The following is a 15,876-nucleotide window of genomic DNA, read 5'->3' as shown; positions in this document are numbered from 1 at the left end:
TACGTGTGAGGGCCGTTGCCGTCCAAGGCATCCAGAAGCCTGACTGCGAAGACCTCGGACATGCGCTCGCTGACCTCGTCGGGCGTGAGCCAGGAAACCGCCGTTGACTCGCTCGACGTGCGCTCCATACCGCCGGACGGCTTGCACCGGAAGACCAGGGCCACGATGCCGCGGGTGAGGTTCTTGTAGACGCCGGTCAGTTCGTCTACCTCGATGAAGTAGAGAAGGTCTTATCCCGCTGGGATCAGGCGCTTGCCGTCGTGGCTGCGTACGTGAGGGCCGTTGCCGTCCAAGGCATCCAGAAGCCTGACTGCGAAGACCTCGGACATGCGCTCGCTGACCTCGTCGGGCGTGAGCCAGGAAACCGCGGTTGACTCGCTCGACGTGCGCTTGGTGCCGCCGGACGGCTTGCAGCGGAAGACCAGGGCCACGATGCCGCGGTTGAGGTTCTTGTAGACGCCAGTCAGTTCGTCCACCTCGACGTGGATGCCTGTCTCCTCCAGAACCTCGCGGGCTACGCCGGCCTCGGGGGTCTCGTTGAGTTCGAGGATGCCGCCGGGGAGCTCCCAGGTGCCGTTGTCGGCTCGGCGGATCGCCAGGAGGCGGCCGTCCTCGCGCACCACCACTCCGGCCACGGATACGGAGTGCAGGGGAGACGGCGTCGCTTCCTGTGCTTGACTCATGTAGAGGAGCATAGGAGGCAGAGAAGGACATGGGAACTGCGGCTGGAGGGGTCGGGTCCGGACCTCGGTACGTGCAGATCGCGGACGAGATCGTGCAGCAGATCCGGGCGGGAGTTCTCAAGCCTGGCGACATGGTGCCGAGTGAGTCTGAGCTGGTGGAGCGCTACGGCGTGTCTGGTGGGACGATCCGTAAGGCCATGGTCGAGGTGCGGGCGAGCGGGCTCGTAGAAACCCGGCATGGCAAGGGCTCGATCGTGAAGAACCGACCTCCGGTGCGGCACCGCTCCTCCGATCGCTTCCGGCGTTCGCTCCGACAGGGAGGACAGGCGGCGTATCTTGCGGAGTCCGCCCAGTCCGGCGCCACGGCCAAGGTCAGCGTTCTCTACATCGGGCCCATGGAGGCGCCCGAGGATGCGGCCCAGCGGCTGGGCGTTCCGACCGGTACGCAGGTGCTGGCTCGCCGGCGTCTCTACTTCCGTAACGGCACCCCGGTCGAGACCGCGACGTCGTACCTGCCCTGGGACGTCGTGAAGGACATCCCGGAGCTGTTCGCCGAGAATCCCGGCGGAGGTGGCATCTACGCCCGACTCGAAGACCACGGACACGAGTTCGCGGAGTTCGTCGAGACGCTGCAAGCGCGGCCGGCCTCCAAGGCGGAAGCCTCGGAGCTGGCGCTGAGTCCGGGGGCGCCCGTGGTTCATCTGATCCGTGAGGCTCGTACGACCGCGGGTCTCGTGGCCGAGGTGTGCGACACCCTCATGGCCGCTGACCAGTTCGTTTTCGAGTATCGGATCCCCGCCGTCGACTGACGCGCACTCAACTCTCGTCAGCCCGTCACGAGTTCTCTTTCGTGGCGGGTTGACTCATGTACAGGAGTCGGGCACTCTTCTTCCTGGCACTCATATACATGAGTGACGGAGTCCAGCATCTATAGAGGAGTGATCTCCGTGCGTCAGATTCCCGTTGACACCTCCGGCGCGGTCGTGATGGTTGCCAAGTCCCCGCAGATCAAGGTCCGTGACCGTCGTACCGGTGAGATCGCCACCGACGTCGAGACCGGGGCCAAGCTGATGACGGTCGACGTGATGTTCGCGGCGAACGAGGAGGTGGAGATCCTCTCCATCACCGTCCCGGAGCCCGGCATCACCGGCGAACTGGCCATGGGCACGCCGGTCGCGCTTACCGGCCTGATCGCCCGGCCCTGGGAGAACGACTTCAACGGCCAGAAGCGGCACGGCATCGCGTTCCGCGCGGTCGCGGTCACCTCGCTTGCCGACGCCGCCGCAAGGCCCAAGGCGGCCTGATCATGACCGCCTTAACGGTCGCCCTGGTGCTCGTCGCCGCCGTAGGTGTTCTGCGGTGGCGGCGCCCCGCCTGGTACTGGTTGACCTTTGGGGTCACGCTGGCCGTGGTGCGGGTCCTGGTCCGGTACGGCTCGGTCATGGACGCGTGCGGGCTGACCGTTCCACCCGCACGGTGGCGGCTCGCCCTCGCTCGTGCCACCAACCGGCCCATACCGGGGCCACGCGCTCCGCGCATCTTGCGGCTGCGGCCGACTCGTACCGGCCTGGTCCTGCGGCTCAAGCTCCGGCCTGGGCAAGACGCCTTCGACGTCGCCGCCGCCTCGGACCGGCTCCGGCATTCCTTCTCGATGTACGGCGTGACCTCGCGGGAACTGCGCTCCGGCGTCGTGGAGGTGCGGATGACCGGCTACGACGTGCTCAAGCGGGTGCAGATGCCGGCCAAGACCGATACCCGGCCGATGCGGGTACCGGTCGCCCTGCGGCAGGACGGCTCGGTGCACTACCGCGACTACCGGGCAATACCTCATGCCCTCACCCTCGGGGCCACGGAGTCCGGCAAGTCCGTCTACCAACGCAACCTGGTCGCCGGACTCGCACCGATGGACGTTGCCCTCGTCGGCATTGACTGCAAGCAGGGGGTTGAGCTGTTCCCTCTGGCCCGCCGGTTCTCCGCGCTGGCCGACAACCCCGACACCGCTGCTGACGTGCTTGATGCGCTCGTGGCCCGGATGGGGCGCATCTATCAGGTCATCCGGGCTCAGCAGCGCATCGCCGCGGACGTGCCGGACGCGGAGATCGCCGCCGACATCTGGGACCTGCCGTCCGATCTGCGCCCGACCCCGGTCGTGGTCCTGGTCGACGAGGTTGCCGAACTCGCCCTCTACGCCGATAAGGAGGAGGAGAAGCGCAGAGACCGCATCATCACCGCCCTGGTCCGCCTCGCCCAGCTAGGCCGAGCGGCCGGTATCTACCTCGAAATCTGCGGGCAGCGCTTCGGCTCCGAACTCGGCAAGGGCATCACCATGCTCCGCGCCCAGCTCACCGGCCGTACCACACACCGCGTCAACGACGAAACCTCCGCCAACATGGCCTTCGGCGACATCGCCCCGGACGCCGTCCTCGCCGCCATCCAGATCCCGGCGGAGATGCGGGGGCTCGCCATCGCGGGCGACTCGTCCGGAGGGTGGCACCGCATCCGTGCCCCGCACACCTCGCTTCGGCAGGCCGTGAACATCTGCAACCGGCATGCCGACCGGACCCCGGATCTGCCCGAGCTGGCTCCGTTCCGGCCCGTCTTCTCCGCCTCCGCTGTCGCTCCCATGTCGCTGGCCAAGGCTGCTTCCTCGGCCACCGTCTGATCCCTCGCTCATCCTCACTGGTCGGCGTGACCGCCTTCGCGCCAAGTCCCTACCCCGCCATGCCCGAAGAAGGGAGATCCCGCTGTGTGCCCGAACTGCGAGGACTTCGCCCGGACCGTGCTCCTGCTCGGCCAACTCGCCCTCTACGCCGACATGACCGGTGCCGACCTCGATTTCGTGGAAGCCGTCAGTCCGTCCCTCGCCGTCTCCCTGCCGGAGCCGCCGCCCGGCCTGTTCCCGGACGGCTACGACCCCGACGGTGGCCCCGCCTACCCGGGTGACTCCTGATGGGTGCTCGTCACGGCCTCCGCGTCGACGCGGTCCTGGTGCAGGCCGTCATCGCCGGCGCCCTGTCCTTCGCGCATCTGCACGACCTGGCCTCTGCCGCCGGACAGAACGGGTGGAAGGCATGGGCCTACCCGGTCAGCGTCGATCTCCTCCTGGTGGCTGCCTGGCGGCGCTTGCGCAGTGAGGGCCCGTCCCGGCTGGCCTGGTGCTGGTTCCTGGTCGCGCTCTGCGCCTCGCTCGGTGCCAACGTCGCCACCGCCGGGTTCCTCGACCTGACCGACCCACCCGCCTTGCTCCGCCTCGGCATCGCCGGATGGCCTGCTATTGCCTTCCTCGGCGGCACGCTCCTCGCTCACTCGTCGGCTGCGGAGTCGGAGCCGCTTGCGTCGGCACCCGTTGCGGAGGCGGAGGGCACCGAGCCCCCAGCCCAGCAGCAGACACCAGACGCCGAAGCCGCTTCGGCCACAGAAGCCGTGGCCGAGCCTGACGCGGTCCCCGCCCCTTCGGACCAAGCTCCCGCCCAGGCTCCTGCTCCTCAGGTCCCCACCGTCCTGGTCGACCACGCCCGCAAAGTCGCCGACGAGTACCGCGCTCGCACCGGGGCCCCGATCGACCCCGACACCCTGCGCTCCCGCCTCGGCGTCCCGCCCCACCTCGCCGACGCCATCGCCGCCCACCTCACCTGATCGGCAAGAGAGGAAGACCAGTGACCCGCGACCCGGCCGAACTGACCGCCTCCGACTACCTCGACGGCGCCCGCGAGATGGCCTCCGCCAACCGGCCCTTCCTCGCCCACCTGCTCGCCGAGGAAGCCGCCCGCCTCACCGCCGACCCGGCCACCGCCGCCGGCATCCGTGCCGGCTTCCCCGCCCCGACCACGACCCGAGAGGCAACCGACTGACATGCCCGCCCGCGACCACTTCCATTCCGTGATGCGCATCGGCCCCGTGCAGATCGGCACGCACCGCGACCGCAACGGCCAGACCAAGCACGCCGCCGTGTGCAGCTCCGACGGCTGCGGCTGGTCCGCCGACTACTCCAGCCAGTCCGCGGCCCAGCTCGCCGCCCGCACCCACCGCTGCCGCATCCGCTAGGAGACATCCGCCATGCAGGTCCCGCTCTGGCTCGCGCTGCTCGTCGTCGGCTACCTCGGCGTCAAGCTCATCCGCCCGCCCGCCTGCTCATCGCCGTCCTCCTGCTCGGCGGCTTCCTCCTCGCCGACAGCGTCCTCGCCCCGGCCATCAACGCCCTCGTCAAGTAACCAGCCCGCGAGAGGAGACCACCGATGTTCCGCCCGAAGATCCCCACCATGCCCACGCCGACCAGGCTCGGCACACCGCCCGTCGTCGAGCCGACCGCCGTCACCTCGAACGCGGGGACACCGCCGGTCGCCCCGACGCCTCCCACGCCGGTCCGGCCCACGGTCCAGCTCACACCCGGCACCGTCCTCGCCCTCGTGGGTGGCGGCACGGCCGTCGTCCTGGTGCTCGGAGCCGTCCTGGTCTCCCTGCTCCTGGCGGTCGCCATCACCGGCGCCTCGGTCGCCGTCTGCGCGGTCGTCCTGCGCTCCCTGCTCGCCTCCGACGCCAAGCGTCGCTGACCGGCCCCCGGGCGGCCTCGATACCGCCAAGCATCCGCCGCCCGGGCGCCGTCCCTGTCCGATCTCGCAACCGGAAGGAACCCCAAGCATGGCCCACCGCGCCTCACCCGCGACACCGAGTGCGCCCATGCCCGACACATTGCTTGACCCGATCACTCTCGGAGACGTGCTCCGGGTGGCCTCAGCCTCGGACTACTCCCGCTGGGAGGACCAGATCCGCCGCACCGGCGGCTGCTCCGACCCGATCCACCTCACCGGCTGGGTTCTCCACAAGGACAAGACCACCGGCGAGACCCTGCACCACTACTCCACCGAGAAGGAGCCGGGCGGACGTCTCCGCCTCGCCTGCGGCAACCGCCGCGCCTCCCGCTGCCCGTCCTGCGCCTGGACCTACGCGGGCGACACGTACCACCTGATCCGCGCCGGCTTGGCCGGAGACGTCCGCCGCGACATCCCCGCCACCGTCCGCGATCACCCGCGTGTCTTCGCCACCCTCACGGCCCCCTCGTTCGGCCCTGTCCACAACCGCCCCGATCACGGCACCTGTCGCTGCGGCACCCCGCACGCGCCCGACGCTCCGGAGCTGGGCACCGCCCTCGACGCGGACAGCTACGACTACGCGGGCGCCGTACTGTTCAACAACCACGCCGGACAGCTCTGGCAACGCTTCACCACCCGACTCCGCCGGGAACTTGCCGCCCGCGCCGGCCTGGCTCGCCGGGAACTCGCCGAACACCTTCGCGTCTCGTACGGCAAGGTCGCCGAGTTCCAGAAGCGCGGCGCCCTGCACTTCCACGCCGTCGTACGCCTCGACGGCCCGGAGGGGCCCGGGACACCCCCGCCCGTCTGGGCCACGGTCGACCTCCTCACGGACGCTGTCCGTGCTGCCGCAGCGCACTCGTACACGTCCGTGTCGGTCCCGGCTGCCGGTGGCGAGCCCGCCCGTACCTTCCGCTGGGGCCGACAGCTCGATGTCCGCCTGGTCAAGGCCTTCGGTGACGGCTCCGACATCACCGAGCAGGCCGTCGCCTCGTATGTGGCCAAGTACGCGACCAAGGCCGCGGAGAACACCGGCACCCTGGACCGCCGTATCGGCGAACTCGCCGAACTCGACCGCCACCAGGTCCCCGACCACACCCGGCGGCTCATCACCGCGTGCCGCGACTTGGACAGCCTCTACCCGGACCGGCGCCTCTGGGCCTGGGCCCACATGCTCGGCTTCCGCGGGCACTTCTCGTCCAAGTCGCGCACCTACTCCACCACCCTCGGCGCTCTCCGCCAGGAACGCGCCGACTACCGGGCCGCCCAGGAGGCATCCGTCCTCGGCCTCGACGACCGCGAGCCGGACACCGTCCTCGTCCTGACGGACTGGCAGTACGCCGGGCACGGCCACACCCCGGGCGAAGCCGCCCTCGCCGCGACCATCGCCCGTGACCTCCAGACCAACCGCGAGACCGCCCGCGACGCCCTCCAGAGCGAAGGGAGCACGAAATGACCACGGCCATCCGGTCACGACGGACCATGCTCACCCTCGCGGAGGTCTGCGAGGAACTGGCCATCTCCCGCTCGACCTTCTACGACTGGCGGGCCAAGCGCCGTGCGCCGCGCTGCATCAAGCTCCCGAACGGCGACCTCCGGATCCGGCGGAGCGACCTCGATCACTGGCTCGACGACCGCGAGGACGCCGCCTGATGGAGACGACGTACGACGTGAAGATCTACAAGATCCTCACCTACAAGGGCGCGCGGAAGACCACGTACACCGTGCGTTGGGTGGTCGCGGGCAAGCGCTGGCGTGAGCCCTTCAACACCGTCGCGCTCGCCGAGGGCTTCCGCTCGGAACTCATCCGGGCCACGGGCAAGGGCGAGGCCTTCGTCGTCGCCACGGGTCTCCCGGTGTCCCATCGCTCCAAGTCGGCTGCCATGAGCTGGTACAAGTTCGCCGTCGAGTACGTGGATGCCCGCTGGTCTCAACTCGGCGGCAACAGCCGCAAGAACATCGCGAAGACTCTGACCGCCACCACCATCGCGCTGCTGCGGGCAAAGCCCACGCAGTTCGCGCCTGCGGCCGTGCGGACGGCTCTTCGCGAATGGGCGTTCAACACCAACCGACGTCCGGACGCCCCCCAAGACGTGGTGGCTATCCTGAAGTGGGTTGAGCGGAACTCCCTGCCCGTCTCGGCCTGGGAGGACCCGGAAAAGGTCGATGAGGTCTTGCGCGCCATCGACACCCGCCTCGACGGCAAGCAGGCGGCGGCCTGGTCCCGCAAGCGCAACCGCCGGATCCTCAACGTCGCCATGAAGTACGCGATCCGACGGCGCATCCTTCGGACCAACCCCCTTCCCAAGGGCAAGGAGTCGACGGCGGCCACGAAGACCACGAACGCCGTCGACAAGCGGTCCTTGCTGAATCCCGAGCAGGCGGCGGCGATCCTCGACTGGATACGGCGTCGGCCGCGCGGTGGCAAGCGGCTCCACGCTTTCTTCGCCACGCTGTACTACTGCGGCCCCCGGCCCCAGGAAGCCGTAGCCATGCGGGTGGAGGACGTGACCCTGCCCGAGCCCGACGCCGACGACCAGTGGTGCGAGCTGCTGATCCACACAGCGACGCCGGAGGTCGGGAAGCAGGGGACCGATACGGGGGAGATCCACGGGCAACGTGACCTGAAGGGCCGGGCGGAGGGCGAGACGCGCACGGTGCTGGGGCATCCGGCCCTCACGCGCATCCTGCGGCAGCACATCGCCGATGAACAGCTCCAGCCGGGTGATCTGCTCCTCCAGGGTGAGTTCGGTGGCATCCTCGCCGGCTCCGTCATCCGCCGGGCGTGGCGCAGCGCGCGTAAGGCCGTACTGCCCCCGCACGTCTTCGAGTCACCCACCGGACGGCGCGTGTACGACAACCGGAACACGCCCCCGACGAAGTGGCGCAACGACGGCATCCCGCCCGCCCAGGTGGCCGAGTGGGCCGGGAGCAGCGTTGCCGTGCTGCTGGCGACGTACGCCCGGTGCGTTGACGGGCAGCTGCCGGACCTGAAGCGGCGGCTGGAAGCCGCGGGTGACCTTCCGGAGGCGGAGGTGCCGGGCGCTGGCTGATCTTCGACCGGTCGAGAACTTCGACACGTATTCGACCCGGCCACCCGCGAAACCCGGTGACAGCCGGACAGTCCCGGACCCGACCCTTGATCGTCAAGAGGGCGTCCGGGGCTTCGTCGTGCCCGCTGACATCCGCTCTGACCAGCGAAAAGCCCTCCCAGGCGGGAGGGCGGAGACTGGCGCCCCCGGCAGGACTCGAACCTGCGGCCAAGCGCTTAGAAGGCGCCTGCTCTATCCACTGAGCTACGGGGGCCTGGTGGCGGGTCCAAGGATAAAGCTCCCCGTTCCTCGACCCTGTCGCTTCGCCTCCGTGGCTCGATGTGGAGGTTCGGTGAAGCGGTCCTGATAATCGCAGGCAGGTACGAATCGTGCACCGCTTTTGGCGTCCGACGCACCGGGTGTTGTGCACTCGTTATGCCTGGACTGTGCCCGTGTCCCGGTCATCCCTTCCGTCCGTTCTGTTCTGTCGGCGCGCAGACATGTCTATATGCTTCAGAATTCCCCTAAAATTGGGCATTCTTCGCATGTGGTGACCTTGGACGTACGGCCTCAGCTGCTCGACACACTCTCCGCTCTGCGCGACCGTGTCGCCGCCGCACGCTTTCCGCTGCCCCTCGCGGGGGCGCCACGCGCGCGTGCCAACCGCGACGAACTCCTCGCGCAACTCGACGACTATCTGGTACCCCGGCTACGGGAGCCCGAGGCGCCGCTGCTGGCCGTCATCGGCGGCTCCACCGGCGCGGGCAAGTCCACGCTCGTGAACTCCCTCGTCGGCCGGCGGGTGAGCGAGGCCGGTGTGCTGCGGCCGACCACCCGGACGCCGGTCCTCGTCTGCCATCCGGAGGATCATCACTGGTTCAGCGGGATGCGCGTGCTCCCCCAGCTCAGCCGCGTGTGGGTGCCCCACCAGGACCCCGCCGACGAGTTCCTGCTCACCGACGAGGACCCCGCGCGCGTGCTGCGCGTCGAGACCGCCGACACCCTCCCGCGCGGGCTCGCCCTCCTCGACGCCCCCGACGTCGACTCGCTGATCGCCGAGAACCGCGTCCTCGCCGCCGAGCTGATCTGCGCCGCCGACATCTGGATCATGGTCACGACAGCCGCCCGCTACGCCGACGCCGTCCCCTGGCACCTGCTGCGCACCGCCAAGGAGTACGACGCGACCCTCGTCACCGTCCTGGACCGGGTGCCCCACCAGGTCGTCTCCGAGGTCTCCCGGCAGTACGCGGCCCTGCTCACCAAGGCCGGGCTCGGCGACGTACCCCGCTTCACCGTGCCCGAGCTCCCCGAATCCGCCTGGGGCGCGGGACTGCTGCCCGCCACCGCCGTCGCACCCCTGAAGAGCTGGCTCGTCCACCACGCCCAGGACCCCGCCGCCCGCCACCACGTCATGGCCCGTACGGCCTACGGCGTCCTCGACTCGCTCAAGTCCCGGCTCCCCGAGCTGGCCAGCGCCGCCGCCGCCCAGTACGCGGCGGCCCTCCGGCTGACCTCCGCCGTCGAGACCGCCTACGACAAGGAGCACGCGCGCGTGCGGGCCCGCCTGCAGTCCGGCGCCGTACTCGCCGGGGACGCCCTCAAACGCTGGCGCGCCTTCCCCCTGGACTGCACCGCCGGGGAACTCCTGGACGCCCTCGTGGACAGCCTGGCCGCCCTGCTGCTGTGCGCCGTGACCGCCGCCGACGAGCGCGTCGACGACGCCTGGCGGCGCGAACCGGCCGCCGACGCCCCGGGGCTCGCCGGCCGGGAGGCCTCCCTGGAAGGCGCCGAGCACCGCATCGGGCTCGCGGCCCGGCGCTGGCGGCGCGAGCTGGAGGAGTACGCCGAGGACGAGGTACGCGTGCTGGAACGCACGGGCGCACCCGACCCGGAGGTCGTCGCCGCCCTCGTCGCCACGGCCGTGCTCGGCGGGCGCCGGGCGCGCACCGCGGGCGAGGGGCTCGCCGAGCGGCTCGGCGCCCACGGCGTGCTGCGGCTGCGCGACCGGGCCGGTCGACTGCTCATCGAACACGTGGACCGCGTCATGCACCGCGAACGCGAGCGGCGCCTCGCCCCGCTCGACGCCCTGGACGTCCATCCCGAGCCCCAGGCCGAACTCATCGCCGCGCTGTCCGTACTGCAGAAGGAGAGGTGACCGGTGACCGCCGTCACTGACCACGACCACACGGATCACACCGAGGACATGAGGCGCACCGACCACGGCAGCGACAGCGGCGACACGGGGGCAAGCGAGCACGGAGGTCACCCCGGCTCGGGCGCCATGGACGGCGTCGCGCGCGCGGGTGCCCTCCCGGAAGCGCGCCCGAGTCTCGTGAAGGAGGAGCGCGGGGACGACGGCCCCGGCACCGATCGCCCGGCGGGCGCGCCGCGGCCTGCCGCCATCCTCTCCGGGGACGAGGGCAAGGGGCACCGGGAGGAGGGCGACAGGGGTGAGGACGATGGCCCGGAGGGGAGCGACGGCAAGGGACCGGACGCCGTCAACGGACGCCCCGCGCGCGCGAAGGACGAGAACGCCGACCGCCACTCCGGGCGGGACCGCCACTCCGAGCGGGACGGCAACGGTGACCGCGACCGCGCCCCCGATCGTGACCGCCCCGCGCGCGGGCACAGTGCCGAGGACGGCGGCATCTCCGGCATCTCCGTACCCCGGCCGCAGCCCCACTCGCCGAAGCCCCGCCCCTCATCCGACGCCACGCCTCCCAAGACCACCACCGCGACCGACTCCGGCACCGCGAACGGCGCCGGCGCCGGCAACGACGCCAAGCCCGACTCCTCCGGCGCCTGGGACGACGGTCTCATCGCGCGGCGCGTCACCGAGGCCGGTGCCGCCGCCCTCGCCGCCGAGCGCGCCTCCGCCGCGGAACCCGCGCACCGCGGGCCCGGCAGCCACACCCCGGCCCCGCTGGCGTACGACGGCCCGCTGCGTTCCCGCCTGGACGCCCTGCGCGAACTCGTCGGGCTCTCCCGTACCCGACTGGACAGCCGCACCCTCGCCGAGGCCGGCCGCGTCCTGGACGAGGCCGCCGCGCGCCGCAAGCTCTCCGGGCGGCACACCGTCGTCGCCCTCGCCGGAGCGACCGGCAGCGGCAAGTCCCAGCTGTTCAACGCGCTCGCCGGAGTGCCCATCTCGGAGACCGGCGTACGGCGTCCGACCACGGCCGCACCCATCGCGTGCAGCTGGAGCGACGGCGCGGCGGGCCTCATCGACCGGCTGGGCATCCCGGGCCGGCTGCGCCGCCGTCCGCTGCACGGCCCCGACACCGAGGGACAGCTGCGCGGGCTGGTCCTGGTCGACCTGCCCGACCACGACTCGGCCGCCGTACAGCACCGCGAGCAGGTGGACCGGATCCTGAAACTGGTCGACGCGGTCATCTGGGTGGTGGACCCGGAGAAGTACGCCGACGCCGTCCTGCACGAGCGGTACCTGCGGCCGATGGCCGGCCACGCGGAGATCATGTTCATCGTCCTCAACCAGGTGGACCGGCTGCCCGGGGACGCCGCCGACCAGGTCCTGGACGATCTGCGGCGGCTGCTGGACGAGGACGGCATCGCGCTCGGCGAGCACGGCGAACCGGGCGCCACCGTGCTCGCGCTGTCCGCGCTCACCGGTGAAGGCGTCGGCGACCTGCGCGAGGCGCTCGGCCAGTTCGTGGCGGAGCGCGGCGCGGCGGCCCGCCGGGTGGCGGCCGACGTGGACACCGCCGCGGCCGAGCTGCGGCCCGTCTACGCCACCGGACGACGGGCGGGGCTCAGCGAGGAGGCGCGCGAGGAGTTCGCCGCGCGGCTCGCGGACGCGGTGGGCGCCACCGCGGCGGGCGAGGCCGCCGAGCGCGCCTGGCTGCGCAACGCCAACCGTGCCTGCGGCACGCCCTGGCTGCGGCTGTGGCGCTGGTACCAGGGCCGTGGCGAGTCCACGACGGGCCGTCATGCGGTGCGCGCCCAGGCCGACGAGGAGGCCACGGCCCGGCAGAGCGTCGAACAGGCGGTGCGTACGGTGTCCGACCGGGCCTCGGCCGGGCTGCCCGCTCCGTGGGCCCAGGCGGTGCGCGAGGCGGCCGTACGCGGCTCCCATGGACTGTCCGAGGCGCTGGACGACCTGGCGGCACGGGCCGGGCTGCCGCCGGGCCGCCCGCCCCGGCCGGGCTGGTGGCCGGTGGCGGTACTGGTCCAGGCGGCGATGACCCTGCTGCAGATCGCGGGCGGCGCGTGGCTCGTCGGCCAGATCGCCGGGGTGATGGCGCCCAACCTGGGTGTACCGGTGCTGCTGATGGTGTGCGGGATCATCGGCGGGCCCCTGGTGGAGTGGGCCTGCCGGATGGCGGCCCGGGGGCCCGCGCGGCGCTACGGCCAGGAAGCGGAACGCCGGCTACGGGAGGCCGCGGCGAGCTGCGGCCGGGCCCGGGTGCTCGATCCGGTGGCGGCGGAGCTGCTGCGGTACCGGGAGGTGCGTGAGCAGTACGGGAGGGTCGTGCGGACCGGGAGCGGGGTGAGGTGAGAAGGCCTGGTCAGCGCGGGGAGAGCTGGCCTGGCGAGGGGTGGGTGACGGGAGCGGAGGGCCGTCGTCACCCGGGCGGATCCGCCCGCCGGCCCTCCCCGTGCGGGTCCTCACCCGTGCGGCTCGTCACCCGTGTGGGTGGCGGGGTTTTCCACAGGGGGCAGGTCGTCCACAGCGCTCAGCGGGCTCGGCCCGGCGGAGGCAGTCTGAGGTCACGGCGATCGCACGGCGGGTCCGGCCAGGAGAAGCGGCGGGCGGTGCGGGCGGTCGTCAGGAGGTGCCGGCGCGTACGGCAGAGGTACGCGCCGGCACCGCAGACGCAGCCGTACGGGACGGGCCCGTACGTGTGTCCGCCCGGCCGGAAGGCGCCGGGCGGGGGAGGGGAGCGATCGAAGTGAACGAGACCAACGTCTGTGTGGTGGGCAACGTGGCGACCCGGCCGGCGTACCGCGAACTGGCGACGGGACCGTCGGCCCGGTTCCGGCTCGCGGTGACCTCGCGCTACTGGGACCGGGAGAAGAGCGCCTGGACCGACGGGCACACCAATTTCTTCACGGTGTGGGCCAACCGGCAGCTCGCGGTCAACGTGGCCGCGTGTGTGGAGGTGGGCCAGCCGGTCGTCGTCCAGGGCCGGCTCAAGGTGCGCACGGAGGTGCAGGGACAGCAGCAGTGGGCGTCCGCCGACATCGACGCCGTGGCGATCGGCCACGACCTGTCGCGCGGTATGGCGTTCTTCCAGCGCGCGGTCAAACCGGAGGCGCCACCGACGGCGGCCCGCCCGGAGCCGAACTGGGAGACACCGCGGCCGACGGAACCGCGGGAAGGACAGCCGGAACACCACGGCCAGGAGCAGCGGGACATGCACGAACAGGGCTTGGAGGGAGAGGGACTCGCGCCACAGGAACAGCAGACGGTCGCGGTGACGTGACGTCAGGGACGCGCCACGGCCCGCGTCTTGTCGTCGACCCGTCCCGACACGCTGTGCGTACCGCCTGAACACCCCGTACGAACCGGTGGATTTGTCGGTACGGCCAGCTCGCGGACGGTCCCGGCGATAACGATTACGGATCGGATCGGCCATCGGATGATCCGACCGGCGGGTGAGGCTCCGGCTGATCCATAGGATGCCGGGCGTGCCCCTAGGGGCTGCCGATTCTGCTGGTGGGACCGTCCCCCACGTCCAACGGGTCCTGCTCGAAGGGGAATTCTGTGCTTGCTGCGCTCTCTGGGTTCTGCCGGTCCACGGGAACGGCCCGCATGGCCGCCGCCACCACGGTGACCGGCCTCATGGCGGCCGGCGTGCTGTCCGGCGCCGGTACGGCCGTGGCCGAGGACACACCGCAGACCCAGGGCGGCGCGACGGCCACGATCAACGGTCTGAAGACCTACGGCGAGGCCGTGATCCACGAGGACGGCGGCGACCAGCGGGTGTCCGCGGGCCTGTTCGAGATGTCCGTGGACGGCGGCGGCACCCTGCAGACGTACTGCGTCGACCTCCACAACCCGACCCAGCGAGACGCCAGATACCAGGAGACGCCCTGGAGCGGCACCTCTCTGGGCACCAACAAGGACGCGGGCCGGATCCGCTGGATCCTGCAGAACTCCTACCCCCAGGTCAACGACCTCGCCGCCCTCGCGCGGCGCGCGGGAGCGAACGGGCTGACCGAGCAGGACGCGGCGGCCGGCACCCAGGTGGCCATCTGGCGCTACTCCGACGGCGCGCAGGTCGACGCCGTGGACCCGCAGGCCGAGAAGCTCGCCGACTATCTGGAGAAGAGCGCCCGGAACGTCGCCGAGCCGCAGGCCTCGCTCACCCTGGACCCGCCCGCGGTCTCCGGCCGGCCGGGTGACCTGCTCGGGCCGGTGACCGTGCACACCAACGCGGGCGCGGTCACGGTGAGCCCGCCGGCGTACGCGGCCACCAGCGGAGTGCGGATCATCGACAAGACCGGCAAGGTGATCACCTCGGCCAAGAACGGCAGCCGGCTGTTCTTCGACGTCCCCGAGGACGCGGCGGACGGAACGGCCCAGCTGAACGTGCAGGCGTCGACGACCGTGCCGGTGGGCCGGGCCTTCGCCTCCGAGAGCCGCAGCCAGACCCAGATCCTGGCCGGCTCCAGCGAGTCCACGGTCTCCGCCACCGCGACGGCCGGCTGGGCGGAGAAGGGCGCCATACCGGCGGTCTCGGCCCGCAAGAACTGCGCCGAGGGCGGCGTGGACATCACCACGGCCAACAAGGGCGACGAGCCGTTCACCTTCCGCCTGATGGGCACCGAGCACACCATCCCCGCGGGCGCGTCCCGCACGGTGACCGTGCCGCTCCAGGAGGACCAGGCGTACGACTTCACGATCACCGGCCCCCATGGCTTCAGCCACCGCTTCACCGGCGTCCTGGACTGCAAGACCCAGGGCACGATCACGACGGAGACGGCCCAGCTCCGCACCGAGCCCAGCCCGGCCACGGTGGGCGGCAACACCGCGGACACCACCAACCTGGCCGCGACCGGCGGTTCGATGATCACCCCCGTGATCGCGGGCGTCGCCATCGGGCTGGTGGTGATCGGCGGAGTGGTCCTGATCGTGCTGCGCAAGAGGGAGCCGACCCACGGCGGGTGACCCCTGGGCGTTCCTCAGCAGCCGACAGGTGTCGCGCCGACGGCCACGTCGTCGAACCACAGAGTGCCGTCGCCGGTGCCGTAGCTCTCCCAGCCGAGCCGCAGAGCCGTCGGCCGGGGTGGCGCGGTCCGGGAGAGCCACTGCCGGTCGACGTCCTGGGCCGGCACTCCGTCGGCGTACGGTCCGGGCAGCCGCTCGTTGTCGAGCCGGATGTCCAGCTCGGGCGCGGAGGTGTCGACCGCGCACCGCAGACACTGCCAGCTGCCCGTCAGGAGCGGCCTGCCCGGCGCCACCCCGGCCGGACTCTGCGCGGGCAGCGTGGCGTCGTCGCTCTGCCGGTTCCACCGGAGCGCCGTTGGCGCATGTGCGGCTCCTGGCGGGAGGGAGGGGAGGGGAGGGGGGAGGGGGGAGGGGCCCCCGCAGTTCTGGGAGCGCTCCTG

16 protein-coding genes, 1 tRNA gene and 2 pseudogenes are annotated in these 15,876 nt (G+C 71.5%); 15 read left to right on the top strand and 4 right to left on the bottom strand.

Translation table 11 applies throughout. The features are described from left to right. Together AB0L21_RS23075 and AB0L21_RS23070 are read right to left on the bottom strand one after the other, a co-directional pair. Positions 1 to 215: pseudogene (locus AB0L21_RS23075) on the bottom strand (NUDIX hydrolase); the annotation flags it as partial. A gap of 15 nt (positions 216 to 230) precedes the next feature. After that, entirely contained in the window at positions 231 to 695 is a 465-nt protein-coding gene (locus AB0L21_RS23070) for an NUDIX domain-containing protein (RefSeq protein ID WP_365786058.1), read from the bottom strand. Between the two features lie 17 nt (positions 696 to 712). On the opposite strand from AB0L21_RS23070, the gene AB0L21_RS23065 reads away from it, so the two are divergent. The 11 genes from AB0L21_RS23065 (at position 713) to AB0L21_RS23015 (ending at position 8,325) form a co-directional block, all read left to right on the top strand. Then, the gene (locus tag AB0L21_RS23065; RefSeq protein ID WP_356340747.1) at positions 713 to 1,492 is read left to right on the top strand and encodes a GntR family transcriptional regulator; all 780 of its coding nucleotides are present in this window, start codon (positions 713 to 715) and stop codon (positions 1,490 to 1,492) included. Between the two features lie 138 nt (positions 1,493 to 1,630). After that, the gene (locus AB0L21_RS23060) at positions 1,631 to 1,987 is read left to right on the top strand and encodes a hypothetical protein (protein WP_365786056.1); all 357 of its coding nucleotides are present in this window, start codon (positions 1,631 to 1,633) and stop codon (positions 1,985 to 1,987) included. A gap of 2 nt (positions 1,988 to 1,989) precedes the next feature. After that, entirely contained in the window at positions 1,990 to 3,345 is a 1,356-nt protein-coding gene (locus tag AB0L21_RS23055) for an FtsK/SpoIIIE domain-containing protein (protein WP_365786054.1), read from the top strand. A gap of 84 nt (positions 3,346 to 3,429) precedes the next feature. After that, complete coding sequence (locus tag AB0L21_RS23050; protein ID WP_365786052.1) at positions 3,430 to 3,633, top strand: hypothetical protein; 204 nt, start codon at positions 3,430 to 3,432, stop codon at positions 3,631 to 3,633. After that, positions 3,633 to 4,319 carry a DUF2637 domain-containing protein gene (locus AB0L21_RS23045; protein WP_365786050.1) on the top strand — a complete coding sequence of 229 codons (687 nt, stop codon included), beginning with the start codon at positions 3,633 to 3,635 and terminating at the stop codon, positions 4,317 to 4,319. The genes AB0L21_RS23050 and AB0L21_RS23045 overlap by 1 nt, the downstream gene beginning before the upstream one ends. 20 nt (positions 4,320 to 4,339) lie before the next feature. After that, positions 4,340 to 4,534 carry a hypothetical protein gene (locus AB0L21_RS23040; RefSeq protein WP_365786048.1) on the top strand — a complete coding sequence of 65 codons (195 nt, stop codon included), beginning with the start codon at positions 4,340 to 4,342 and terminating at the stop codon, positions 4,532 to 4,534. A 1-nt stretch (position 4,535) separates the two neighbouring features. Continuing rightward, positions 4,536 to 4,727 (top strand): mobile element transfer protein, encoded by a 192-nt coding sequence (locus AB0L21_RS23035; protein ID WP_356131067.1) that lies wholly within the window; start codon positions 4,536 to 4,538, stop codon positions 4,725 to 4,727. Positions 4,728 to 4,918: 191 nt separating this feature from the next. Beyond that, positions 4,919 to 5,233: a SpdD-like protein gene (locus AB0L21_RS23030; RefSeq protein ID WP_365786046.1), complete on the top strand. Its 315-nt coding sequence runs from the start codon at positions 4,919 to 4,921 to the stop codon at positions 5,231 to 5,233. Between the two features lie 127 nt (positions 5,234 to 5,360). Next, positions 5,361 to 6,728 carry a replication initiator protein RepSA gene (repSA, locus tag AB0L21_RS23025; RefSeq protein WP_365786044.1) on the top strand — a complete coding sequence of 456 codons (1,368 nt, stop codon included), beginning with the start codon at positions 5,361 to 5,363 and terminating at the stop codon, positions 6,726 to 6,728. Then, on the top strand, positions 6,725 to 6,925 hold the full coding sequence (locus AB0L21_RS23020) for a helix-turn-helix domain-containing protein (protein WP_171156200.1): 201 nt from the start codon (positions 6,725 to 6,727) through the stop codon (positions 6,923 to 6,925). The genes repSA and AB0L21_RS23020 overlap by 4 nt, the downstream gene beginning before the upstream one ends. Beyond that, positions 6,925 to 8,325 (top strand): site-specific integrase, encoded by a 1,401-nt coding sequence (locus tag AB0L21_RS23015; RefSeq protein WP_365786042.1) that lies wholly within the window; start codon positions 6,925 to 6,927, stop codon positions 8,323 to 8,325. The genes AB0L21_RS23020 and AB0L21_RS23015 overlap by 1 nt, the downstream gene beginning before the upstream one ends. 177 nt (positions 8,326 to 8,502) lie before the next feature. Here AB0L21_RS23015 and AB0L21_RS23010 read toward each other — a convergent pair. Next, positions 8,503 to 8,578 (bottom strand) — tRNA-Arg (locus AB0L21_RS23010). A gap of 273 nt (positions 8,579 to 8,851) precedes the next feature. Between AB0L21_RS23010 and AB0L21_RS23005 the strand changes: the two genes are divergently transcribed. The 4 genes from AB0L21_RS23005 to AB0L21_RS22990 all read left to right on the top strand — a co-directional run bounded on the left by AB0L21_RS23005 (position 8,852) and on the right by AB0L21_RS22990 (position 15,436). Next, positions 8,852 to 10,459 (top strand): dynamin family protein, encoded by a 1,608-nt coding sequence (locus tag AB0L21_RS23005; protein WP_365699814.1) that lies wholly within the window; start codon positions 8,852 to 8,854, stop codon positions 10,457 to 10,459. A 3-nt stretch (positions 10,460 to 10,462) separates the two neighbouring features. Then, positions 10,463 to 12,820, top strand: coding sequence for a GTPase (locus AB0L21_RS23000; protein ID WP_365786040.1), 2,358 nt, complete (start codon positions 10,463 to 10,465; stop codon positions 12,818 to 12,820). A 394-nt stretch (positions 12,821 to 13,214) separates the two neighbouring features. Beyond that, positions 13,215 to 13,748, top strand: coding sequence for a single-stranded DNA-binding protein (locus AB0L21_RS22995; RefSeq protein WP_365699818.1), 534 nt, complete (start codon positions 13,215 to 13,217; stop codon positions 13,746 to 13,748). Between the two features lie 329 nt (positions 13,749 to 14,077). Then, positions 14,078 to 15,436: a TQXA domain-containing protein gene (locus AB0L21_RS22990; RefSeq protein ID WP_365699820.1), complete on the top strand. Its 1,359-nt coding sequence runs from the start codon at positions 14,078 to 14,080 to the stop codon at positions 15,434 to 15,436. 14 nt (positions 15,437 to 15,450) lie between these two features. On the opposite strand, the pseudogene AB0L21_RS22985 reads toward AB0L21_RS22990, so the two are convergent. Further along, positions 15,451 to 15,789 (bottom strand): annotated as a pseudogene (locus tag AB0L21_RS22985) (cellulose-binding protein); the annotation flags it as partial. Positions 15,790 to 15,876: the final 87 nt, after the last annotated feature.

This window comes from Streptomyces sp. NPDC052721 (assembly GCF_040678315.1).
Lineage (GTDB): Bacteria > Actinomycetota > Actinomycetes > Streptomycetales > Streptomycetaceae > Streptomyces.
The sequence above is the reverse complement of the archived record's forward strand: the minus strand, read 5'-3'. Positions and strand labels throughout refer to the sequence as shown.